Origin of the sequence: Enterococcus termitis (assembly GCF_001730305.1) — a bacterium.
GTDB lineage: Bacteria > Bacillota > Bacilli > Lactobacillales > Enterococcaceae > Enterococcus_L > Enterococcus_L termitis.
Map to the genome: position 1 here is coordinate 71364 of NZ_MIJY01000012.1, position 24646 is coordinate 96009.

The following is a 24646-nucleotide window of genomic DNA, read 5'->3' on the forward strand; positions in this document are numbered from 1 at the left end:
CTATTCCTCCTTGGCTTTCTTTAAAAATTCGCTGATTTTCGCTAGATCTTTTATGCCATTTGTTTCAACACCACTAGAAACATCTACCGCATACGGGGAAAAAGTTGCTCTTGCTTCTTGTACATTTTCACTCGTTAAACCACCAGCGATAAAGATCTTTTTATTTTTTAACTTGCTGATATTTAATTGTTGCCAATCAAACGGTTTGCCATTTCCTCCAATGAATTTCTGGGGAAGTGCATCAAATAACAAATATTCTGCCGTTGTTTCTTTCATCATTTTCTCCTGTTCGTAGCTTCCTACAGGAATTGCTTGAATCACTGGAACTGAGTAGCTCCTAGTTACTAGCTTTCCGTGGATTTGAATCATATCTAGCCCAGCTTCTCGAATAGCTGTTTCTGCCTCTTGATTACTTGGCGTAACGAACACACCGACTTTTTTGACGTTTTTCGGAACCTCTTTTGTGATTTCCTTGACCTTTTCTGGACGAATCGCTCGTTTACTTTCGGCAAATACAAAACCAAGATAATCTGCACCTTTTTTTACCGCTGTATCTACCTGTTCTCTTGTGGTCAATCCGCATATTTTTACTTTCATCGTGAAACCTGCAATTCTTTAACCTTGTCCATAGGTTCTGTTTGCCTCATCAGTCCTTCACCGACTAAAATCGCCTGATACTTATCTTTCACCTGTTCAACTTGCGTCGCATCTGAAAAACCTGACTCACTGATATAAACAGCATCTGTGCGTTGTTTTTCTCCTAGTAATTGACTAACGTTTAGTGAAACATCAAATGTTTTTAAATTGCGGTTGTTCACACCAATTAGTGATGCACCCAGCTCTTCCGCAATCGTTTGTTCCTGTTCGTCATGCACTTCAACCAGCACCTCTAAGCCTAATGTTCTTGCTTGTTCATAAAGCTTTTTTAACCTTGAACGAGATAACGCTGAAACAATCAGTAAAACAATCGTTGCACCTGCATTTCTCGCTCGGATCAGTTGTTTTTCATCGATGATAAAATCCTTACACAAAACAGGAATACTCACTTCTGCCGCTACTTGACGTAAATCTTCGATCGAGCCTTTAAAAAAGGTTGGATCCGTCAACACCGATATCGCTGTAACACCAGCTTTCTCATAAGCTTTTGCTTGTTCAATAACATTGACAGATAAGTTGATTGCTCCTTTTGACGGAGAAGCACGTTTCACTTCTCCGATAATATGTATTTTTTCAGGATTTTTCTTCACCCGTTCATAAAAAGAGGTTGTCTGTCGTAGTGGCTGTAATTTCTCTAAGGGCATTTTTTGTATTTCTTGTTTCTTTTCTGTAATGATTTTTTCTAAGAAATCCATTATGCCACCTCCCTTTGCGCTTGGATCAATTGCTGCAGTTTATCGAAAGCCGCACCACAGGAAATACATTCTCGTGCTAAAATAATCCCCTCCTGAATGCTCTTCACCTTCCCATTACTGAAAAAACCTAATCCAGCATTTAGCAACACAGTGTCTAAATAAGGACTCGTCTGGTTCCTTAAAATTGAAAGTAGAATTTCCGTATTCTGCTCTGCATTTCCGCCACGAATCGCTTCTATCGGCAATCGAGCAAAGCCAACCTCTTCGGGACAAAGCTCATGCATCGTTATTTGTCCCTTTTCCAACAAAGCAAAATGCGTCGTTCCCGCTAGTGAAGCCTCATCCATACCGCCAGCTCCATTGACGACCACTGCTCGTTTTCGACCTAGCTCTCCAAGTGTCTTTGCTGTTTCTTTTACTAAATCACGACGATACGTGCCCATAAGCTGAGACCCCAACGAAACAGGATTCGTCAACGGTCCAATCAAATTTAAGATCGTCGGTGTTCCCAGTTCTTTACGAACACTCATTACATAGCTCATTTTAGGATGCATATGGGGTGCAAAAAGAAAAGCTAAGCCAACCTCATTAAGCAAGATACTTAATTTCTCTGGTGAAAGGGTCAAATCAAGTCCTAAACATTCAAAAATATCTGCACTGCCGGATTTACTGGAAATACTGCGATTACCATGCTTGGCTACGGTGACACCGCCGGCAGCTAAAACGAACGCTGCAGTCGTACTGATATTGAAACTTCCTGATTGGTCTCCACCAGTTCCGCAATTATCCATGATATTTTCTTTTTCACAGGAGATCGTAATTGCCTTTTTCTGAATCGTCTCCGCAATTCCCGCCATTTCTTCTGCTGTCTCACCTTTGCATTTCAACGCTGTCAAAAAAGCAGCTATTTGGCTATCGGTCAATTCCCCTTCAAACATTTTCTCTGCAATTTGCTGTGCTTCTCTTCGTGTTAAATGTTCACGCCCAAAAACTTTCTCAAATAATTGTTTCATTATCTGCACCTCCACTAATTTGAATGAAATTTTGAATCAGCTGTTTCCCTTCTGTCGTACCAATCGACTCTGGATGAAACTGCAAACCAAAAATCGGATATTGTTGATGCTCGATTGCCATGATTTCCTGATCATCTTCAGCTATTGCTGACACTGTAAACTCTTTTGAAAGAGTATTTCGATCGATCACAAGTGAGTGATAACGCATCACAGAAATGCTTGTTGTGTTGCCTTTAAACAGCCGATTGTTTGCTTGTATGTGTACCTTAGACTGTTTGCCATGACGAATTTTCTTAGCAGAAACCACTTCAGCCCCAAAGAATTCACCAATTGTTTGATGCCCTAAACAAATCCCCAAGAATGGTTTCTCGCGATACAAAGTTTGAATCACTTGTTTTACCTTCCCAGTTTCTGCTGGTGTTCCAGGACCCGGAGAAATAACGATTGCTGATGCTTGTTTCGCTACTTGAAGCATCTGTGGGTCATCATTTCTGCGGATAACAATCTCCTGTGAGTTACCGAGTAAATGAGCTAAATTATACGTAAATGAATCATAGTTATCGATCAATAAAATCATTGGTCTACCTCCAAAAGTGCTTTGGCTTTTTGCAACGTTTCTTCATATTCTTTTGTTGGATCAGAGTCATAAACGATTCCTGCACCTGCTTGGACATACGCGTAGTTTTTATGGATCACCATTGTACGAATCGCAATTGCAAAGTCTGCCTGATCGTTTTTCGATAAATACCCAACTGCGCCAGCATATATATTTCTTTTGACCGGCTCAAACTCATAGATCCGCTGCATCGCTCGAATTTTTGGCGCTCCGCTAACAGTTCCAGCAGGCAGCGTCGCTTTCAGCGCATCCATGGCAGACAGCCCGTGCTTTAACTTACCTGTGACTACTGAGACAATATGCATCACAAAACGATACTTTTCTATGGTCATATACACAGGCACTTCTACCGAACCGATTTCACTTACTTTTCCTACATCGTTTCGACCAAGATCTATTAACATCAAATGTTCTGCCCGCTCTTTTTCGTCATGGATCAGTTCATTTGCCAAAGCAACATCTTGTTCGGCAGTCATTCCCCGTTTTCTTGTTCCAGCAATCGGGTTGGTCGTAACGATGCCCTCTTTGACACTAACTAAGCTTTCTGGTGAAGAGCCAATGACATAGGTCTCTCCAAAATCTAAAAAGTAAAGATAAGTGGACGGATTTGTCACTCGTAGTCGGCGGTAATAATCAAACGGCTCTTCATTAAAACGGGCTGTCAAACGTTGTGAAGGAACCATTTGAAATAAATCTCCCTGCTTGATGTACTCTTTGACTTTACTTACAACCTGTTCAAAATCAGGCTTCGTAAAATTGCTTTGATAATCCAGCGTTTTTAAGTGAATTGCTTTTTGTTCTTCAGAATTGGGCGTTTGCAATTCTTTGATTTTTTGTTGGATCGCTTTTTCTAATTCGAGTGTCGTTCGTTTAGAATAGCTGTCTGCTTCAACGAGAAAAATTTTTTCTCCTACATGGTCAAAAACTAAATAGGAATCAAACAGATAAAAGTGAATATCCGGCACCTTCAGTTCATCAAACGGTATTTGTCCCAAATCTTCATAACACGCGATCACATCATACCCCACATAGCCGATCGCACCACCTTGAAAAGGAAGTTCCGTTTTTATTTCTTCCTGTTTCAAAACATACTTCTCAATTTCTTTTAAAGGATCATCCGTTGCAATCGTCTGTCCGTCAACGGTTAGCTCTTTTCCTGTATAGGTAATTTCAGCGACGGCATCCCAAGCAATGATCGAGTATCTGCCTTTACTTTTATCTCTGGGAATGCTTTCCAGAAGACACTTATTTTTCCCTTTGATTCTTAAAAATGCGGATATTGCTGTTAAATAGTCTGCGGATATCTCTTTGATCACTTGCATGGATTTCCCTCTTTTCTGATTTTTTTCGATAAAACAAAAAGCCCTCACAAAACAAACATCGGTCTGTTTTGTGAGGGCGAATAGTATTATCCACGGTACCACCTCAATGAAAAGAATCATTTTTTCAAAAGTAAACGAAGGTTACTTCTCTCTTGTCGGACACCAAGTATTGTACATCATCGAATCACGTTGTTGTTCATGATTTACAATAAAATAAGCCCCCAAACCACATAAAATCTGTGGTTTGAGGGCGATAAATTCACGGTGCCACCTCAAGTTTGAAAGAAATTCTTTCCTCTTATCAGTCGTCTATCAACGACCTTACTCTGTAACGGGAGTTCCCGAAAATGCCTACTGCTATTCAACATTTTGCTCGAAAGTCCATTCGCAACCCATCCCTTGCTGATTCTCACCGCCATCAGCTCTCTGAAAAGTTCCAGTGTTGTTACTCCTCTTTCTCAAAGCTTTGTTATTGAGGATAATCATATTAGAAAATTCTAATATTGTCAACTATTTTTTGTATAAACTTTTAATGCTCATTTACTTTTTTTGAAACTTCGCATTTTCTTTGATGATTTCAACGATTGTTTTAGCCGCTTTTTCCATTGCTTCTAACGTAATAAACTCGTACTGACCATGGAAGTTTTCCCCACCTGTAAATAAATTTGGTGTAGGAATGCCCATAAAGGAGATTTTCGATCCATCCGTCCCTCCACGGAAGGGCTGAATATCTGGTTCGATGTCTAAGTTTTTCATTGCCGTAACGGCCAACTCAACAGGCGTTAAATCTTTTTCGATAACTTCTTTCATGTTGTAGTACTGGTCTGTAAATGTAATCGTCAATCTTTCCTTATCAAAGGATGCATTCAAGTCTTGCACGTGTTCAAGGAGTCTTTGTTTGCGTTGATTAAATAATGCTTTATCATGGTCACGAATAATGTAGGTCAACTCCGCATAATCTAAACTGCCGTTGAATTTTGTCAGCAAATAAAAGCCTTCATGTCCGCGTGTTTTTTCTGGAACCTCTTCTTTTGGCAATAAAGCATCCAATTGTTCGCCGACTTTGATCGCATTGACCATTGTGCCATAAGCCGTTCCCGGATGGACACTTGTTCCTTCGATCGTAATAATCGCTTGTGCGGCGTTGAAGGTTTCATATTCAAAACAACCCACTCGACCACTATCCACAGTATACGCAAAAGCTGCTGGAAAGTTTTCTGCATCGAAACGATCCGCACCACGACCAATTTCTTCATCTGGTCCAAATGCAAGCAGCACTTTTCCATGAGGAATTTCTGGATGAGCAAGTAAATAGTCAACTGCATCTAAAATCTCTACAATTCCTGCTTTATCATCTGCTCCCAACAAGGTCGTACCATCTGTGGTGATCAAGGTTTCACCAATGTAGTCTTTTAGATTAGGGAATTCCTCGATCTCCATAATAATTTGCTGCGCTTCGTTCAGCACAACCGACTGTCCATCATACTGTTCAAATACCTTTGGCTGGATTTTTTCTGCGTTATAATCTGCTGTATCCAAATGTGCGATAAAACCGATCGCAGGTACATCCTCCGTCGTTGTTGCTGGTAAGACAGCTGTTAGAAAGCCATTTTTTTTATTGTAATAAATATCAGAAAGCCCCATCTCGATTAGCTCTTTTTCAATGATGTGCGCCAATTCAACTTGCCCTTGTGTTGTTGGTACAGTTTGACTAGCTGCATCCGAGCGTGTATTGACTTTTACATAGCGAATAAATCGGTCTAATAAATTATCCATTCTTTTGCTCCTAACCGTTAAACTAATCTTCTAAAAATGCCGTTCTAAGATTGAAATAATCTCCGTACAAATGATAACTGATGCCTTTGATTTTTGGATTGATCAAGTAATTTGATGCACTTTGATACAACGGAACTTGTGCAGCATCTTGATCAAGCAGAATATCTTCCGCTTTTTTGTAGTCATCAAACTGTTTTTCCGGATCATTCGCATGAATCGTTTTTGCATCTGTTACTAATTTGTCGTAATCTTTATTTTCATATCCGCCATAATTGTAGGCAGATGTGCCATCATATAAGTTAAAATACGAATCTAAATCACTGCTGCCAGCGATCCAAGCAGATAAAGATAGTTCATATTTTTTATTTTTTCTAGATTCAAGTACGTTGTTCTTAGGCTGTGCGTTGATCGTGATTTCCAAGCCTTTTAAATTTTCCTGCAATTGACTTTGCACATATTCAGAGAGTTTTTTCCCATTGTCATCATCAGAAACCAGCACAGATAATTTTACTTTATCGCCTAAATCAGCCTGAGCTTTTTTCCATTCTTCCTGCGCTTTTTCTACGTCATACTCTAAATGATCTCCACTAAACTCCCTGAAATCCTCTGATGTATCCGGATTTTTATATAGATTTCTTGGAATCAAGCCGTTCAATGGTTTTGAACCATCATTTAACACACTTTTTGCCAAAGCATCTTTATCGATTGCTTGAGCAATGGCTTTGCGTAAATGAACGTTGGCTGGCGCTGTTCCTTCTTGCTTATTGAAGTCTAAGAAGTAATTGGCTACATCAGAATGCGTCACATAGCCGGCATCATCTTGATATTGAGCAACATATTGTCCGCTAATACGAGCCAAATCCAATTCGCCTGATTGATATAAATTGATCCCAGTATTTTCTTCTTTGATTGTATTGACTTTGATTTCTTCTAATTTTACTTTATCTGCTTCATAGTATTCTGGATTTTTCTTTAATGTCCATGTGTCTGAAGAAGCATCCCAATCCGTTAAAATAAATGGTCCACTGTAAATCAAATGATCACTATCTTGTGCGTATTCTTTTCCTTGTTTTTCAACATATTCTTTATTTTGAGGCGCCAACCAGCCAATAGAAACAACAGTCAAAAATGAAGGTTGTGCTTGGTCTAATTCAACCACAAATTCTTTGTCGCTTGGCGCAGAAATCCCCATCTCATCTACTGATTTTTCACCATTACGGATTTCTTTGCTGTTTTTGACGTTATCCAAAAGATAGGCATTTGGACCAATCGTTTCTGGTGTGACTAATTTTTTCCATGAGTAAAGAAAATCTTGTGCTGTGATCGGCTCTCCGTTACTCCATTTAATATCGTCTTTCAGAGTAAATTTATACGTCAACCCATCATCGCTGATAGCCACTTTTTCGGCTAATCCTGGAATCGGCGTGCTATCATCTTCAAAACGATACAAGCCTTCAAATAAGTGCTGAACGATTGTAAAGGTATTTTTGTCCATTGTTTGCGTGGTATCAAGTGTAGACAATGGTGCGGGTGAACTGATTTCTATTTTTTGGCTAGTTGCCAATCCTTCTGTTTCGGTTTTGGTTGTTTCTTTTTTATCATTGCCTCCACATGCGGCTAATAGTAAGCCTGTTAATACAGCACTTACAACGAATAACTTTTTCTTCATTTTATTTCCCCCTAAATAGTTTCATACATTAGCTACTCCTACCATTTTGTGCGAACATTGAGCGTTGTATTCAGTATGATTGTTCCTAATCTGACGAAGCCAATTGTCCTTCAATTCTTAGCGCTTTAGCTCTTAGAAATTGATGCGATCAAAACACAGTGTAGTGATTCGAGAGTTTGGTTACTTCGCTCCCGTTGGTCGCCAAGTACTGTTCATCATCTGCTCTGGCGAAGCCAGTCGCAGCGATTCACAGCAAAAAGCCCTCATCCTTCAAAAAGGACGAGAGCTATAAACTTTCGCGGTACCACCTTCATTGACTTAGAATTCTAAGTCCACTCTATCAGTACAATCATACTGAGGCGCTATAACAGGCGCACCTGAATTGGTCTTAACTTATTCAACCAATTTGCTCAAAGGCCATTTTCTTTTCCAGCGTCACTGTCTCTTTCCACCAGCCGAGACTCTCTTTAAGTTATCTGAAAAATACTTTCCTTATCTTCACATTTAATTTTAATAGATAATGTATTAAAAGGATTGTAGCATAGAGAATGAGGTAGCGTCAATATGCGTTAGCTAAAAACACTGATTTAGATCATAAACGTTTAGGATAGTGAATTTGATTTTATTATAGTTTTAAAATACCTGGATTAAAGACACTTTTTGGATCTACTGCTTTTTTGATGTCTTTTAAAATGGTGTACGATGTGCCAATCTCTTCTTCAAACCAAGGCAAACGTTGACGACCAATTCCATGGTGGTGGGCACCTGAACCACCAATTTCATGGACATTTTCCATGATGATTTGCCAAATTTCATTAAATTTTTTCAAGGTTTCCTCTTTATCTTTTCCCTTAGCAAAAATAATGAAATAAATATTCGCTCCGCTAGGGTAACAATGTGAGCAGTGAGCCCAAAGTTTCTCAACCTTACCCTCTAATTTTTTAGAAATAACCTCATACATCTTAGGTAATGTGGTCCAATTACCGCTGACCTCAATGGCATCCGCTATGATCGTATCTTCGGCATTGCCCTCTTCCAGCCAATCTGCGTTATAGCGGTGTTGCTCCCAATTATTACCGATTTCAGCACCTAAATCTGTTCCACCTCGTTTAGCTGCTGTTAGTAGAACCTGCTTCAATATTTCAGGTGCGATCGTCTCTGCCCCGACGATCCCTACGATCATCAAAATCTTGTCAGAGGTATGATTTATTTTAGCGTATAAATTTTGTGCTTCTGCTGAATTATAAATACGAACAACTGCTGGTACAATATCACGTAAATAGAAGTCTCGTGCTGTTGAAACCGCTTCCTCTAAAGTATCAAACTCAATTCCTCGGAATTCTCTACGTTCAGGAATTTTATGCACTTTTAAAGTTACTTTAGTTATTAAGCCTAATGTTCCTTCTGAGCCAATAAATAAGTTAGGAATGGAAGGTCCCGTTGCTGAGCGAGGGACATTTCGATTAGTGAATAATGTTCCATCTGGTAAAATGACCTCTACACACTGCATCATGTCTTCAATATTGCCATATTTACTGCTAAAAGTCCCAGCTGATTTAGTAGCTACTAGCCCACCGATAGTGGCTAAATCAATAGATTGAGGGTAGTGACCCGTTGTATAGCCTCTTTCGTTTAAATAATCTTCCAACTCGCGACCAAACATGCCAGCATTAGCTGTAATCAATAAATTGTCTTCATCAAATTCAACCACACCAGTAATCTTTTGCATATCAATACTCAATGAAGGTTTTTCTGGAACAATCCCTCCTAAAACACCGGACGCACCTCCAAATGGTACTACAGCTAATCCATGATCATACGCATATTTTACTGCTTCTTGTGCTTCTTCAACTGATTTAGGAATAGCAACAGCTTTAGGTAAATGCGCTTGTATTTTTTCCTCCGGCCATTTTAAAATTGCCGGCCACCAATCAATAATGTACTTTCTCATTTCTTTTGCGTCTGTAATGAATTCCATTTCAAATCCTCCTAATTCTATATTTACAATATACAGAATACTGTATTATATAAATAAAGTCAATTGAAATTATCTTTTTTTGCTAGTTCATAGGGTAAAAATCCTTCACTACTGTGTCTCCTAATAGTCCTTTTTACCCCATTTTCTATATTTCTGTAATATCTATTTTTTGATAAATTTCTTGAAACTTAGAAAGTTTTAAATGACCAGGTTCTTGCTCCATCGCATTTAAAACACCTAAGGTCATTCCATAACGAATGATTTCTTCTGTAGGTAAAGATTGATCCAATCCTAATGCGAATCCAGCAATTACAGAATCCCCAGAGCCAATCGCATTCATTGCTTCGATTTTAGGTACAGTAGCCTGATAAAATTGCTTGCCTCTCTTAATTACAGCTCCTTGTGCACCCAAAGACAGTACGATCCACTCAATTTTTTCAAGTAAAGGTGAACATAATTCTTGTTTTAATGCAGATAGATTTTTCAGACTGATTTCTTTCTTTAATAATTCTGTCAATTCTGCTTGGTTTGGTTTAATCAGGGTTGGTGGAAATACTGCCTGAGTTGCTTGCGCAAGTGCAGCTCCAGAAGTATCTAATAGCATTTTTTTGCCATTTTTATAGCCAAACTCGATCAACTGGTTATAATAATTTACTGGTACTCCTTGCGGCAGACTACCAGATAAGACAATTGTATCTGCTTGTTTCGTAATCTGTTGATAGATTCTATAAAAGGAAGCTAATTCTGATTCTGAGACCGTTGGACCAGGTTCTAAAATTTCTGTTTGACTGCTACTTTGAATAATAGAAATGTTGTTCCGTGATTCACCTACGTTCATTTTATAAAAATTTTGTTTAACCCCCTGCTGATCCAGTTGATTTAAAATAAAATCACCAGTTGTTCCTGCAACGATCCCTGTAGCAATAACTTGTGCTTCTAGCTGTTTCAATACACGAGTAACATTTAATCCTTTTCCGCCTGCGGTTTTTTTGACATTCGCCACGCGGTTTGTATCGTTTAAAATTAACTGATCCATTATATACGTAATGTCTGCAGATCCATTCATTGTCACTGTTACGATCAAATTTTTCGCCCCCTTTACTCTATCATCATACTTTCTAATTTTGTATATAATTCTTTATATATTTTAAAACCTGAATCATAGGCCTCTTTATTTTTTATATTGGGAACATACTCTTTTTGGACCTGAACCGTTTTTTCACGCGCTTCTTCATAATCTTTATATAAACCTACACCCACACCTGCCAACAGTGCAGCTCCTAACGTTGTCGCTGTATCTGATGATGGGACACGAATTACCTTTCCAGTCACATCTGCTTTAATTTGCGTAAAGACCTCACTATTTGCAGAGCCTCCCATTGCCCATAATTCTTCAACACTTGCACCCGCCTGTTCAGCAATTTCTAAATTATGCCGCAATGAATACGCTACGCCTTCTTGACTAGCACGGATCATATGTGCTCTAGTTTTGGTAAACTCTAACCCAAAATAAACTCCTTTGGCATGTGGATTCCAAATCGGTGAGCGCTCGCCTTTCATATATGGTAGAAATACTAGGCCTTGTGAGCCTGCTGGAATCGTTGCTGAAAGCTGATCCATCTCGTAATAAGTTGTTGTGCCATAAAATTGTGCATTTGTTTTCTCTTCAAAGCAAAAATTATTTTTAACCCAATCGATCACACCGCCACCACCAACTGTTCCTCCTTGAAGCAGCCAATGATTCGGCACTACATGATAACCCATAATCAGACTCGGATCAGCAACATATTCATTTAGACAAACACTCATACCACCAGCTTGTCCTCCTTGTTCTTGTGTTTCTCCATGAGCAATAACACCTGCTCCCAATGCGCCACACGCTGCATCTAAACCGCCAGCCACAACAGGAATTCCTTGAGTTAAACCTGTTTCAGAAGCAGCTTTTTGGTTAACACTGCCTACAACCTCGTCACATAGGTGAATGGAAGGTAAAATGTCCGAGGAGATACCAAACAATTGACACATTTCTTCGCTCCATTTGCCTTGCTTCATGTCAAAACAATGCAAACCATAGCCTTGAGAAATATCCTGTGTTTTTTCTCCAGTTAGCTTATAAACAATATAACTATTTGCTTGAAGTACTTTGTCAATTTTTTTATAAATTTCAGGGTGCTCCTGCTTTAGCCAAAGTATCTTCGGCAACGTATACGTGGGCTCAAAAGAATTTCCGCTGATAGTAAAAATCTTCTCTGCACCAATCTTTTCTTTTACCTCTTCACAAATTGCAGCAGCTCGTGTATCCATCCAAATAGGATTATTGTAAAGTACTTGACCATTTTTATCAATTGGAATCATTGACCAGCCCTGCCCATCAACACCAATGCCTTTAATCTGTACATTTTCTAGAGCCTTACTGGTGGTAATACGCTGCAAAGCTAGACAAATGCTCTCCCACCATTCTTCTGGATTTTGCTCTACCCAGCCATCTTCCGGATAATACACAGGGTATTTTTCGGTCTCACTAATAAGCGGCTGTCCATCTGTTTGAAAGACTGTTAGCTTACAACTTGAAGTACCGATGTCGATTCCTAATAATCCGTCCACCATTAAACTTCTCCTCCAATTTCATAAAGTAATTTAATCTGTTTAGAATCAGTTGCTGTCAACTCTAAAAATGGCTGTCCCTCATCTTCCAAATGAACGATACCTGTAATCAGAGGTTTTACATCAATTAACCCCCGTTCTAGATAACTTAAAGCTGCTTGCCATTCATAACCAGGAAATGGAGCTGAATAAGACATCATAGAACCTGTGACAATTAATTCCTTTCTAAAAATATGTTCAAATTCTTGTGCTTCAAAGTGAATTGGCCGATGACTCGTTCCTACATACGTCACTTGCCCTTTCTTCCTCGCAAGCGTAATGGCCTGAACTTGCGTCAATGGATGTCCCGCTGTTTCAAAGACGCTATGAGGACGACCATGTTCTAATACATAGTCTTCAAGTTGCGTTTTCATTGGATTGATTAATTGATCTGCACCTGCCAATTTAGCGAATCTCAACCTGTTATCATTGATCTCAGAAACACTAATATTCCCAACACCTCGTGCACGTAAAGCAAGAATCGTCATTAAACCAATCGTTCCTGCACCTAATACTAAGATCTCATCATTCGCTTTGATCGGCAATCTTTCCACTGCATGTAAGCCAACCGTAAATGGTTCAATTAAAGCTGCTTCTTTTAAAGAGACGGTTTCAGGAACTTTAATGATGTTTTGCTCAGGAACAGCCACATATTCAGCAAATGCCCCAGCTTGATGTGAACCGATAAAACCATAGTTTTCACACATTTGCGGATATCCCGCTAAGCAATATTCACAGTGTCCACAAACGGTTAATGGGGCTACTGCAACACGATCACCAACTGCCAAAGTCGTTACTTTTGATCCACAAGCTTCAATTGTACCAGAAAATTCATGTCCTAGAATCTGAGGAAATTGATGAACAGCACCTTCAAAGAATCTTGGTAGATCGGAACCACAAATTCCGCAATAAGCCACTTTAACTAACACATCATTCTCAGAAATCTTCGGTGTAGGTATTTCTTTCATTTTTAATTTTTGTTTTGCTTCTAATAATAAAGCTTTCATTTTACCGCCTCCAGTTTATCCAGCAAATAGTTCACTCACTTTTACGATTAACCACATTAACAGATTTCCTCCTTCATCCCAGCTACTGACAAGTGTACCAGCGTCAATATTTCCCCCTAGAATGTTCGTCAATTCTGCTGCACCGGTTGTTAAACCAGCTAACTGTGTCGCTGCTAATGTGGTGGGTATAATCCATAACGTTGTAATAATAACATTATAAACAATATTCCCTTTTGTGTATGGTGCAATTCCGCCAATCCAATAAGGAAGTGCCGCTAAGCTTGCAACCGGCAAAAAGTTGTTCCCAGGTAAAAAGGCTGAAACAAAAATTGCGATTGGATACATAATAACTACAGTTGACATAACAGAAGGATCAGAAAGCAACATGACTGGGTCAACAGCTATGTTTAATGCACGACCTTTGAACTTTTCCTTCATAAATTTGGATAAATTTTCTGTAATCGGAACTATTCCATCTGCTACAAACTGCAGCATCGCCGGTAAAATAACTAGGATAGCGGCTAATTTCACAGCTAATTGAATAATCATTGCGACTTCAATGCCGCTGATCACACCAATTATGACACCTAACAAAGCCCCGATAACACTATGCTCACCCAGCAAGCCAAATTTTTCCTTTAAATCATTCGAAGAAGCTTTCACCTTATTTAATCCTGGAATTCGCTTAATAACTTTCATGAGAATAAAAGCAAAAGTCGCAGGAAAGGTTGCTGAAGGTGCCGGCACTGTTACACCATCTAAATGATTGAATGCCTGAAACTGTTTTGCATGAAAATCGGCCAAAAACATTGATAAAACTAATGTACCTACTCCAACCGCAATTCCTAAAAGTAAGTTTCCTGTAAAAGCCCAAAACATGACACCTAAAGCTTGCCCATGCCAAATGTTCCACATATCCACCCATAATGTACTAGTCAATTTAAGTGAAACAAGCAAAACATTCAATAAAATAATACCTAAAATAACCCAAGGAACTCCTGGCCAACTCCAAGCCGCTGTCACACTTCCGTAGCCAATATCAACAATTGAAAAATCTGCATTTAATCGTGCGGAAAGCTGTTTTGTAACAGGTAACATGGCAGCGACCGAAAAATCTGTGATTAAATTCAATCCAGTTAACCCAATTCCAATTAACAAAGCACTTTTAACACTTGTATTCAATCCTGCACGACAGACTAAGCCGATAACCAACATAACGATTGGCACAAAGTATGTACCGCCCAAACCAATAAACCAATCAATCGCTCCTTGTAAAATACCCATAGTCTCACTCCTAGCGTTAAAGTAAACGTTTTCTTTTGTTTATAAAAAAAAGATTGAACAGCCTGTTGCTTAATACTTGATAAAGAAGTTGGGACATAACTCTATGAGTTACATCCCAGCTTCATCTTCTTTTTTTGAGCTGGTCTATCGCTTATTTTTGATGAACGATATTTAGGAAACGAGCTAATGCTTCTTTTGGTTGATCCGCTTGATAGATATTCCGTCCAAAGACAATACCAGCCGTCCCAGCAGTTACCGATGCTTCTGCCATCTGATCTGCATCACCATCAGCAATTTTTGAGCCTCCTGCAACCAATAATGGTGCTGGACTAATATCTTGTAGCTCTTTTAAACGTTCTGGTGTATCTGGGTATTTCACTTTGATAAAATCAGCTCCAAGCTCGGCTGCCATTCGTGTATGAACTTTCATCAATTCTAATTTCATGGTTCCATCCGTATTCGTTTCTTTACTTTTCACCACTCGTGGTTCAATAATATGAATTAAACCGTATTTTTGACAAAGTTCATTTACTTCATAATTTCTACGCACTTCTTTTGCTTCAAGTTCAGGATCATCAAATCCAATAAAGAGATAAGTCATTACACCGGTTGCACCACTTGCTAAGACACGTTCGATTGATGTAATCGGCTCAATACTGCCTTCAGTATATCCAAGATGATTTGCTGGTCGGCTAATACTTTGCCAATCATATAAGGCAATCATTTCTGGCGCGTCTTTTCCTTCAAATAGAGGCTGTACATATGGGAGAAAACCCATTGGCATTAAAATAGCATCCGCTTCACGTAAGGTGTCTACCTGTTGATTGATTTCAGCGTTTGTTTCCATTCCCTTGATTGGTCCCAAAAGAACACCGTGCGCATAGGCTACCATCACTGTTCGTTTCGACTCCGAATTTAAAAAACGACTGATACGTAGCTCTTTTCCTACTTGATTCGTAACTTTTACCATTTTTGTTCCTCTCTCTCTAAATGTATTTAGTATTTTTAATAAAAAATACTGGTTCCAACTCTCTTTAATACATAATACAGAATACTGTATATATTGATAATAGTCAATACCATTCCAGTTAATTTTTTTATTTTCAAATAAAAACGGGAGTTGGCATATACCCCTTCCCATCTTTTGTATTAAAATATCGGTTGTATTTCCTGTGCTAATACTTTTTTTTGAATGTCAATTACCTTGGCACAATCAATATGTTCCAAGACACCTTTCATTAGCTTGGTATTACTGTTTATAGTCAGGACTGCTTCTGAAACTTCCGTTAATTTCAAGTTATCCATCTCTTTGCCACACGAACCAATAGAGATTACTTTTCCTGAAACAAATTTAGGCTGAATAGTTCGATGCCAAATCGCTGTATCCACAATATTCGTTAATACTTCATAGGGAACATCGCTATATTTGATATCTACGTAAGACGCATCTGGAAAGACCATTTTTGTCAACAACATATGGTCAAAAGAACTATAATCAATCCCGATTTTGATTTCTTTTTTCTTTTGTATCTGTTCATTTTCTAAAACCAATAATGATTCTTTTTGATAAAAAGAATTCTCTTTAAAGCGCAGTGCAACATCCAATTCTGGATTGATGAGTTGCCGATCTTTGGCAGATGCAAAAGAAGAAATCACAAAATCTTCTGTATGCTGTTCACTTAAAATTCGATCAAAGCGAACCTTAGAGCCATATCCGTAAACAATAATCAACGGAATTCCAAGTTCTTGAAACGCTTCTCTTAAGCCCATTGCCAATCCTTGCATCTCTAAACTGAATGGTTCTGGGAATAAACCAATCACATGTTTTTTTGGTAAAAACTGCCAAAGCTTTTCCACATCTTTCCCCACTAATGTCGTACCATAGCGTGGCTGCGCTTTTAACTGTACAATTCCGTTCGTTTCAAATTCTTTCAATGCACTTTGGATCGTTCCCGTTCCAACTTTGAATTCTTTATGTAAATCGTTGAAGGTTGGAACTTGATCGCCAATTTTACACGAAAGAAAAACTTCGGCTAGCTTTTGCTGCGCTCTTCCTTTTTGACTTAAATACATATATTCCTGCTCCTTACTTATAGAACTAGCTAGATATAATTTATCAGACATATAGTTTTTTATCAAGAAAAGTTCAGAATCTCTCTGTATCTAAACCAATTAACAGATGATTTTTCATCGCACACACTACTTGAAAAAATCATATCTAAAAAAACTAAAAGAAATTCACGAAAAAATTTTTTTCGTGAATTTCAGCTTTTATCAAAAAAATCCATTTTTTTGTTGAAGTAAGAATAACTATTTCAATGCTTTTTGTACATCTTCAATCATCAAGTGCGTAGACTCTAACCCACCACCGCTTAAATACCAAACGTCTGGTTGTAGAGAAACCACTTTACCGTTTTTACCAGCGTTTGTTTGTTTCACTAACTCGTTATCCGCTACATTATCATTTGTATCATCGCCGCCGATTGCTTTCGTACGATCAACCACAAATAAAATATCTGGATTTTGCTCTAATACATATTCATAAGAAACGCTTTGTCCATGGGTTGAGGCCTCGATTGCATCGTCTGCTTGTTTAAAGCCAAACGTATCATGTACAATACCAAAACGAGAGCCTGTTCCGTAAGCAGATAATTGACCTTCATTCACTAAAACAACTAATGCTTTTTCATCACTTGCTTCTGCTTTTTCTTTCACATCAGCGATTTCTTTTTCTAAGTCTGCAATTTTTTTATCAGCTTCCTCTTTTTTATCAAAGATTTCTGCTAATGTTTGGATGTTTTTCTTCGTAGAATTCCATGTATCTTTTGCATCTACAGATAGATAAATCGTCGGTGCGATTTTGCTTAGTTTATCTTGAAAATCTTGTTGGCGACCAGAAATAATGATTAAATCTGGTTTGATTTGATTGATTTTCTCTAAATCTGGTTCTTTGATTCCTCCAGCTGATTCTACTTTTTTATAATCCGCTAAATAGGCTGGCAGGTTTTTAGTTGGTGCACCAACTACTGTTTCACCCACACCTAACGCATCCAGCGTATCTAATGAACCATTATCAAAGACAACAACTTTTTCTGGATTTTTAGGAACTTCAACCGAACCGTTTGAATCTTCTATCGTAATAGTTGTTTCTGCCGCACTTGATTCTTTCGCAGAAGAACCATCTGTTGCATTTTTACTATTGTTTCCACAAGCTCCTAACGTAAGTAATGCGATCATTGATACTGTAGCCACTGCTAAAAATTTCTTTTTCATTTTATTTCCCCCAGTTTCATTAATGTTTTTAAATTTTTTCTACAATAGATTAATTTTTTTCTGCTAATTTGCTCAAAGACTGAACGAACGTGTTGCGCTTTTCTTTGATCTAGCTTCGAGCATTAGCTCTTTCGGCAAATAGACAAAATCTTTTCAAAGGTAGAGAACACCTTTGAACGATTTTCCTAATTTGCTCAAGAGCTGAACAATGCTCTCAGCTTTTCTAGCTAAAATACATACAAAAGCGTTTGCCTTCGATCTCGCAAATTCGAATATTCATGTCATAAAGTTTGTTCAATGTTTCTGATTGGATCACTTCGTCTGTCGTTCCATGAGTAAAGAGTCGACCGTCTTTCATTGCGACGATTTCATCTGCATAACTAGCAGCGAAATTGATATCATGAAGAACAATTACGACAGTTTTACCAAATTCATCTACTAAGCGACGTAATGTCTGCATCATTTGAACAGCGAAGTTCATATCCAAATTATTCAATGGTTCGTCCAGCAAAATATAATCTGTATCTTGCGCCAAAACCATCGCAATGTATACACGCTGTAATTGTCCGCCAGATAAGGTATCGATCAGTTCATCTGCCAAATCGATTAAGCCCAGATTTTTCATAGCTTCTTCGACTTTCTCGTGATCCTCTTTTTTCAAGCGACCTTTGCTATATGGAAAACGCCCAAAATTGACCAGCTCTCTGACAGTGATTTTCAAATTGATCCCGTTTGTTTGCTTCAAAATCGATAATTTTTTTGATAGTTCACTTTGTTTCCACGTTTTCACTTCATTGTGGTCTAAATAGATTTCCCCTGTATCTTTAGGAATCAAGCGGCTCATCATCGAAAGCAGGGTACTTTTGCCTGCCCCGTTCGGACCAATAAAAGCGGTCAGTTTTTGTTCTGTAATCGGTAATTGAACTTCTGAAACAACAATCTTTTCACCATATCTTTTTGAAACATTTTTGATTTCGATCATCCGCGCTGCTTCCTTTCACTAATAATTTTTCCAACAAAATACATTCCGCCGCCAAACTCGATTACAATACTCAATGTTGTGTTCAACTGGAAAACCTGCTCAACTAAAAATTGACCTAAAACTAATAATAAAATCGACAGTAAACTACCGCCCAGAAACAACGCACGATGTCGGTAAGTCCCCATTAGCTGATAGCTCATATTCGCCACGATAAATCCCAAAAATGTCACCGGACCGACCAAAGCCGTCGATAAACCGATCAATCCACTGATAACAGTCAATAAGATAAACTGAAATCGAGGAACATTGATTCCTAAACTAGTGGCTTGCTCGTTTCCTAAATGCAAAACATCTAATGCATGACTTTTTATCCACAAAAAACCAACTAAAAGCGTAATCAAAATACCGGCAATCACTAAGTGCTGACTATTCACATTTCCAAAACTAGCAAATAATTTACCTTGTAGTAAATCATATTCATTCGGGTCCATCACAACTTGCAGGAACGTACTGATACTATTAAAAAAAGTACCTAAAATAATACCGATCATCAGCAATAGAAATAGATCATTTCCACCTTTTTTTAATAGGAAACGAGATAGCATGATGCTTGCGCCGACCATCAACAAAACATTTAAAACAAAGGTGGCAATCGTTTCATTACCTAGTAACTGCTGGCCGCCTAAAATGAAGAACAGCAATGTTTGAATAAACACGTACAGCGAGTCCAGCCCTAAAATATTCGGTGTCAAGAAATGATTTTGCGTCATAGTTTGAAAACTAATCGTAGAAAATGTCGCAGCTACACCAACAAATACAAAAGCCAGTAATTTTTTCCCTCTAAGTTCTAAAGCAAACGCCCAATTCCCATAGGTTTTATAGGATAGATACAATGCGCAAACTGCAATTACGGCGATCAACAATAAGATGATTTTTACCGCTGAGGATTGGAAGAATTTTTTCATGCTGTTTTCCTCCTCATCAGTAATGCAATAAAGATAAAGCTGCCTAATACGCCGACAACAACGCTGACAGGAACCTCATACGGTGCAATTACTACACGAGCCAAGACATCACATGCCAGCAAGAAAATACTTCCGCCAACGGCTGTGATCGCGAGCGTATTTTTCATATGATCGCCGTAGCGCATCGAAACCAAATTAGGAACGATTACTCCTAAAAAGGGAATGTTTCCGACCATGATCAACACGACTGCACTGGACAACGCAACAATTCCCAGCCCAAACAGCTGGATGCGCTGATAATTTATCCCTAGATTGGTTGCCATGTCTTCTCCCATGCCGACAACGGTAAATCGATAAGCAAAAAGATAGGTCACAAATAATAGAGGAATCGTCAGATACAACAATTCATAGTTGCCTTTCATTACTGTGGAGAAATTTCCCTGCAGCCACGAAGACATATTTTGAACTAGCTGGAACTGATACGCAAAAAAGGTCGCCACTGATCCGATGATATTACCAAACATCACACCGATCAACGGAATCATCACTTGATTCTTTGCGGGTAAAAATCGTGTTAAATAAATAAACAACAACGTTCCGCCAAAGGCAAATAAAAAAGCAATGAATGACCTAAACAGCAAGGGGGCACTTGGGAAAAAGATCATCACAAACAAAATACCTAAACGTGCGCTATCCATCGTACCTGCCGTACTTGGAGAAACAAATTTGTTTTGCGTCAAATGCTGCATGATTAATCCGGAAATACTGATTGTACTGCCAGCAATCACTAAACTGACTGTTCGCGGTACTCTTGTTGTCAACAGCACCAACTGCTGTTGTGCATCCCACTGCATGAATTGAGACACAGAAATATCTTTGACCCCGACAAAAATCGATGAAACAATTAACAGGAGTAAGAGAACAAATAAACCTATTTTTTTCATATACTCTCTCCTACTTTTTTATCTGAACTGATCACGTATATTCAGCTTTTCTTATTGTCTAGCTTCATATGCTAGCTCTTCGGAAAAAAGATAAACCTGCTAGTGCCTGAAAATAGCACAATCATGTTTTCCTATTTTTCGGTCAGAGCTGATCAAGCATATTCAGCTTTCCTTATTGTCTAGCTTTATATACTAGCTCTTCGGAAAAAAGATAAAACCTACTAGTGCCTCAAAGATGCATCATCATGTTTTCCTATTTTTCGGTCAGAGCTGATCACGTATATTCAGCTTTTCCGAAGAGTTAGCTTCATACACTAGTTTTTCTAATTGAGAATGATTTTCATTCTTATTTATTAGTCTATGCGAAAGTCGCTAGAAAAGCAATACCTTTTTGCCATTTAAGCGTACTTTGATGACAAGTAAATCCAGTTCTTTCAGGTATTCTATGCTATAATTTGGTATAAGACTACTGAATGAAAGCAGGTTTGATACTCTATGGCGCAAGATGACTTACAAAAACATTTGGATAATGCAATGTATGGCACCCCGCGGCTAAAACCAGAGGAACAGCAAAAATATATGGGCACATTCCGGGAACGCTGTTATTTAACCATGACCATTGGACAAATGAAAGATGAAGAAAACAAAAAACATTTTTTAAGTGAAGCAGCCGCTCATCCAGATGCTACGGTTCTTTTAAACGGAGCAATAGATATGGCTCTACAGGCCAACTATATAAAAACGATCAATGAACAACATATCTCTTTTACTGTAATAAATGATTTCGTTACGAATACACCAGATTCACTAGGATTGATTTTAACGGCGAAAGAAGCAGTAAATATCGACATTATTGATATTGAACAAAAATACCCTAAAACAGCACCCACTGAAAAAAAAGATGCCCCTAAAAAAAGCTTTTGGCGCAACTTATTTAACTAAGGAGAGGAGTCTTTTAAAATGGTAGAACAACAGTTACTGAAACAAGACTTAGCAAATGCCTTGAATACGCACATCACTTTACTTAGAGAAGTTGAACAAATTGAGGAAGACCACATGGATGCTTTTACCTTTATGATGCGAAGCTTTGGTTTTATGCTGGAGCATGCACCTAAAGTCATGCTTGAAGAAGATGAAGAGGAACTGCATTATATGATGTTTCAATACTACAGTCTCCTTAATGAGCTGAAATACAATCTACTTTTAAACTACCCCTATGCTCGACTGCATGGAAAAACGTTGAACGAGATCGTTGCTGCCTTTCCAACAACATACGAACGTGAAATGAAACAATGGTGGGAAGATAGTACTGGTTTAGAAGTGGAAGAAACCAAACAAACTATTGCTATCAAAGAGCTGGAGTACTGATAAATAGTGCGCTTAGCTTTTCATTTTAACCACTCAACCTATGAATAAAAAGCTGTGACAGAAGCAACCTCTCTTTTCTCGAGATTCAACGCTTCTGTCACAGCTTATTTTTATTCTTTTTCAAACACTTCCGGATACAATAGTTTCAGCGCATCCATCGTCAAATGACGCCCTTGTCCTGCATGAGGGTAAGTATGCATATGCATCGCCGGGTTGAAGTTTGCTTCGATAATACCGTAGGTTTTGCTATCTTTGCTGCCTTTGACTGATTTGTCTGGAATAATCAAATCAATACCGCAGATTTTCGCACCTATTGCCTGAACTGCCTCTATGGCAATCTGTTTATAACTTTCATCGAAATCATCTGTGACGTCTATCGAATCGCCGCCTGTACTGATATTCGAGTTTTCACGTAAATAAACGATTTGATCTTTTTCGGGAACAGAAGTCACCAATAGATTTTGCTCCTTCAACATCAAACGTTCTACATCTCCAAGTTGAATGATCTCTAACGGTGAACGGTGATGTGTTCCTCTTAATGGATTGAGATTTTTCTCTGCCACTAAGGCTTCCACGGAACGAACTCCGTCACCCACAACGTTTGCCGGCACACGCAAAAGAATAGCTCGAACTTGATCATCGATCACAAAGAAGCGATACTCTGTTCCTGGTAAAAACTCTTCAATCAGTACAGCAGAGTCTTCTTTAAACGCTAATTTTAGTGCTTCACTATAGTCAGCTAAAGAGGCTCCTTCTTTGAAGATCGTAATGCCTAACCCATAATTTGTTGTTTTCGGTTTAATCACAAACGCTTTTTCTGAATACTTCACATAGGCTTGTTCCGCTTGTTCAAGCGTGTCAAACTCATCACCTTCTGGAACAACAAAACCTGCATTCGCCAAAACTTTTTTCGTCACAGTTTTATTTTCCATGATCAACGGTACGATATAGCTATCTTTACTGGTCATATTTGCATTTTTGACATATTCTACATGCCCTTTATGTTCAAGCTTCAAAAATTGTTCTTGCTCATCTAAAATTTGAACCTCTATCCCTTTTTGAATGACATCAAATAAAAAGAGTTGTGTCGATAATTCCATCGTTCTGAACCCAGCTAGCTGGTAAGGACGTTCAAATGCCATGCCTTGATATTCTTTTCCAAAGACAATACCTAATTCATGATTTGAATTGCTTTCAATGATCGTCCACATTTTCCCTGCAATCGTTAAATCAGGTGTTCTTAATTGTCCGCGATGAACTTCTAGTACTTTTTTGAAATTGAACAGACCTAAGGCTTCGATCATTTCATCCATTTCAGCAAAAATTCGGTCGCCTTCAGCTAGGACATTCACTTGAGCAAATGGATGACCCAAAGCTACTTGTTCGTTCAACAAATCGCCTGTAGCAACCCAATCATTCGGTGTTTCCTTTTCATCGGTCCAAAGAAGAAACAGCATAAACAAATGGATAAATTCCAATGATTCTTCTTCTATCCCAAGAGGCGCAAAAGGATTCAGGTCTAAGTTTCTTAATTCGATATAACGAATCCCTGTTTTCGGCAAATCAGACATTTGTTTGCCGCCACGCAATCTGACTGCGGAGTAGAACTCTTTTTCTTCTGATAAAATCCCATTTTCCACCATGCGATGAATGTCCTCAATATAACTTTGTAAAGATTCATACGAGACATTGACGTTCTCTTTGTTTTGATAACCGAATGCACTATTGCGAATACTTCTGACTGGCTCTTTTGGGTGATCTTCTTTTTCTGAAAAATAGCCAGTTTCGCTAACAGGAGACGCACCGAATAAATAAGTGATCAACCAACGATAGCGGAGATAGTTTCGTGATACTTTCATATATAAGATATTTTTAAACTCTTCGATGGTTTCGTACTCTTCCTGAATCGCAAATAATTGATGCACTAATTCGATTGCATATTCAAAATTGAAATGAATCCCACTAACCATTTGTTTACGTTTCCCATATTCTCGCGCCAAATATCGGCGATACAGAATTCCTTCAAATTGTTCGAGTTTTGCAATCTTGATATCTTCATCTTTGACAGGCAACTTAGGCGGCATACTTAGTGGCCAAAGCATTTCTGTTTTATCCATCGAACGTAAAGCTACATCATGGATCGCAGCAAGATAACGCAGCATCTCGTTGATTGAATTCGCTACTGGTGTAATAAGTTCCATCTGAGTTTCACTAAAATCCGTTTGGATATATGGATGGTAAGATCTATTTCCCAACACTTCTGGATGATCAGTTTTTGCCAATGCACCATCAAATGTTGTACGTTGACTTTCTTTTTCTAATCCGAAACGCGCAGCCGTTATATAAGGGCGCACATTTTTTTTCTGTAACAACTCTTTAAATTTCATACTGTCCCTTTCTTCCCCGTAATTATTCATCACTACTCATTATATAAAAAAAGAGCGGTAAAAAGAA

21 protein-coding genes and 2 other annotated features are annotated in these 24646 nt (G+C 38.5%); of the genes, 2 read left to right on the forward strand and 19 right to left on the reverse strand.

Features of this window, described 5'->3' with window-relative positions:
• The 18 genes from BCR25_RS07710 to fitA form a co-directional block, all read right to left on the reverse strand.
• A complete protein-coding gene (locus tag BCR25_RS07710; RefSeq protein ID WP_069663041.1) occupies positions 1–597 on the reverse strand; it encodes a phosphoribosylanthranilate isomerase in 597 nt (198 codons plus the stop codon).
• The gene (trpC, locus tag BCR25_RS07715; protein ID WP_069663042.1) at positions 594–1352 is read right to left on the reverse strand and encodes an indole-3-glycerol phosphate synthase TrpC; all 759 of its coding nucleotides are present in this window, start codon (positions 1350–1352) and stop codon (positions 594–596) included. The genes BCR25_RS07710 and trpC overlap by 4 nt, the downstream gene beginning before the upstream one ends.
• A complete protein-coding gene (trpD, locus tag BCR25_RS07720; RefSeq protein ID WP_069663043.1) occupies positions 1352–2365 on the reverse strand; it encodes an anthranilate phosphoribosyltransferase in 1014 nt (337 codons plus the stop codon). The genes trpC and trpD overlap by 1 nt, the downstream gene beginning before the upstream one ends.
• Complete coding sequence (locus BCR25_RS07725; RefSeq protein ID WP_069663044.1) at positions 2349–2942, reverse strand: anthranilate synthase component II; 594 nt, start codon at positions 2940–2942, stop codon at positions 2349–2351. Before BCR25_RS07725 ends, trpD begins: the two co-directional genes overlap by 17 nt.
• Positions 2939–4303: an anthranilate synthase component I gene (gene trpE / locus BCR25_RS07730; RefSeq protein ID WP_069663045.1), complete on the reverse strand. Its 1365-nt coding sequence runs from the start codon at positions 4301–4303 to the stop codon at positions 2939–2941. The genes BCR25_RS07725 and trpE overlap by 4 nt, the downstream gene beginning before the upstream one ends.
• 243 nt (positions 4304–4546) lie before the next feature.
• Positions 4547–4774, reverse strand: a binding site (T-box leader).
• 69 nt (positions 4775–4843) lie between these two features.
• On the reverse strand, positions 4844–6079 hold the full coding sequence (gene pepT, locus BCR25_RS07735) for a peptidase T (RefSeq protein WP_069663046.1): 1236 nt from the start codon (positions 6077–6079) through the stop codon (positions 4844–4846).
• Between the two features lie 22 nt (positions 6080–6101).
• Positions 6102–7748, reverse strand: coding sequence for a peptide ABC transporter substrate-binding protein (locus BCR25_RS07740; RefSeq protein ID WP_069663047.1), 1647 nt, complete (start codon positions 7746–7748; stop codon positions 6102–6104).
• Between the two features lie 272 nt (positions 7749–8020).
• Positions 8021–8256, reverse strand: a binding site (T-box leader).
• A 117-nt stretch (positions 8257–8373) separates the two neighbouring features.
• Positions 8374–9726, reverse strand: coding sequence for an FAD-binding oxidoreductase (locus BCR25_RS07745; protein ID WP_069663048.1), 1353 nt, complete (start codon positions 9724–9726; stop codon positions 8374–8376).
• Between the two features lie 145 nt (positions 9727–9871).
• Complete coding sequence (locus BCR25_RS07750; protein WP_069663049.1) at positions 9872–10810, reverse strand: hexose kinase; 939 nt, start codon at positions 10808–10810, stop codon at positions 9872–9874.
• Between the two features lie 14 nt (positions 10811–10824).
• Positions 10825–12333, reverse strand: a complete 1509-nt coding sequence (gene xylB, locus BCR25_RS07755; RefSeq protein ID WP_069663050.1) for a xylulokinase — start codon at positions 12331–12333, stop codon at positions 10825–10827.
• Complete coding sequence (locus BCR25_RS07760) at positions 12333–13376, reverse strand: galactitol-1-phosphate 5-dehydrogenase (RefSeq protein WP_069663051.1); 1044 nt, start codon at positions 13374–13376, stop codon at positions 12333–12335. Before BCR25_RS07760 ends, xylB begins: the two co-directional genes overlap by 1 nt.
• Positions 13377–13391: 15 nt before the next feature.
• On the reverse strand, positions 13392–14660 hold the full coding sequence (locus BCR25_RS07765; RefSeq protein WP_069663052.1) for a PTS transporter subunit IIC: 1269 nt from the start codon (positions 14658–14660) through the stop codon (positions 13392–13394).
• A 151-nt stretch (positions 14661–14811) separates the two neighbouring features.
• Positions 14812–15630, reverse strand: coding sequence for a class I fructose-bisphosphate aldolase (locus tag BCR25_RS07770; protein WP_069663053.1), 819 nt, complete (start codon positions 15628–15630; stop codon positions 14812–14814).
• Positions 15631–15809: 179 nt separating this feature from the next.
• The gene (locus BCR25_RS07775; protein WP_069663054.1) at positions 15810–16733 is read right to left on the reverse strand and encodes a YhfZ family protein; all 924 of its coding nucleotides are present in this window, start codon (positions 16731–16733) and stop codon (positions 15810–15812) included.
• A gap of 237 nt (positions 16734–16970) precedes the next feature.
• Complete coding sequence (fitD, locus tag BCR25_RS07780; protein WP_069663055.1) at positions 16971–17933, reverse strand: iron chelate ABC transporter substrate-binding protein FitD; 963 nt, start codon at positions 17931–17933, stop codon at positions 16971–16973.
• A gap of 223 nt (positions 17934–18156) precedes the next feature.
• Positions 18157–18915, reverse strand: coding sequence for an iron chelate ABC transporter ATP-binding protein FitD (gene fitC, locus BCR25_RS07785; RefSeq protein ID WP_069663056.1), 759 nt, complete (start codon positions 18913–18915; stop codon positions 18157–18159).
• Positions 18912–19880, reverse strand: a complete 969-nt coding sequence (fitB, locus tag BCR25_RS07790) for an iron chelate uptake ABC transporter family permease subunit FitB (protein WP_069663057.1) — start codon at positions 19878–19880, stop codon at positions 18912–18914. Before fitB ends, fitC begins: the two co-directional genes overlap by 4 nt.
• Positions 19877–20824, reverse strand: coding sequence for an iron chelate ABC transporter permease FitA (gene fitA, locus BCR25_RS07795; RefSeq protein ID WP_069663058.1), 948 nt, complete (start codon positions 20822–20824; stop codon positions 19877–19879). The genes fitB and fitA overlap by 4 nt, the downstream gene beginning before the upstream one ends.
• Positions 20825–21319: 495 nt before the next feature.
• Between fitA and BCR25_RS07800 the strand changes: the two genes are divergently transcribed.
• Both BCR25_RS07800 and BCR25_RS07805 read left to right on the forward strand, forming a co-directional pair.
• Positions 21320–21766, forward strand: a complete 447-nt coding sequence (locus BCR25_RS07800; protein WP_069663059.1) for a YueI family protein — start codon at positions 21320–21322, stop codon at positions 21764–21766.
• An 18-nt stretch (positions 21767–21784) separates the two neighbouring features.
• Positions 21785–22192 carry a hypothetical protein gene (locus BCR25_RS07805; protein ID WP_069663060.1) on the forward strand — a complete coding sequence of 136 codons (408 nt, stop codon included), beginning with the start codon at positions 21785–21787 and terminating at the stop codon, positions 22190–22192.
• A 110-nt stretch (positions 22193–22302) separates the two neighbouring features.
• Here the strand turns inward: BCR25_RS07805 and gshAB are convergent, their stop codons facing one another.
• Positions 22303–24579, reverse strand: coding sequence for a bifunctional glutamate--cysteine ligase GshA/glutathione synthetase GshB (gene gshAB / locus BCR25_RS07810; RefSeq protein WP_069663061.1), 2277 nt, complete (start codon positions 24577–24579; stop codon positions 22303–22305).
• Between the last annotated feature and the right edge of the window lie 67 nt (positions 24580–24646).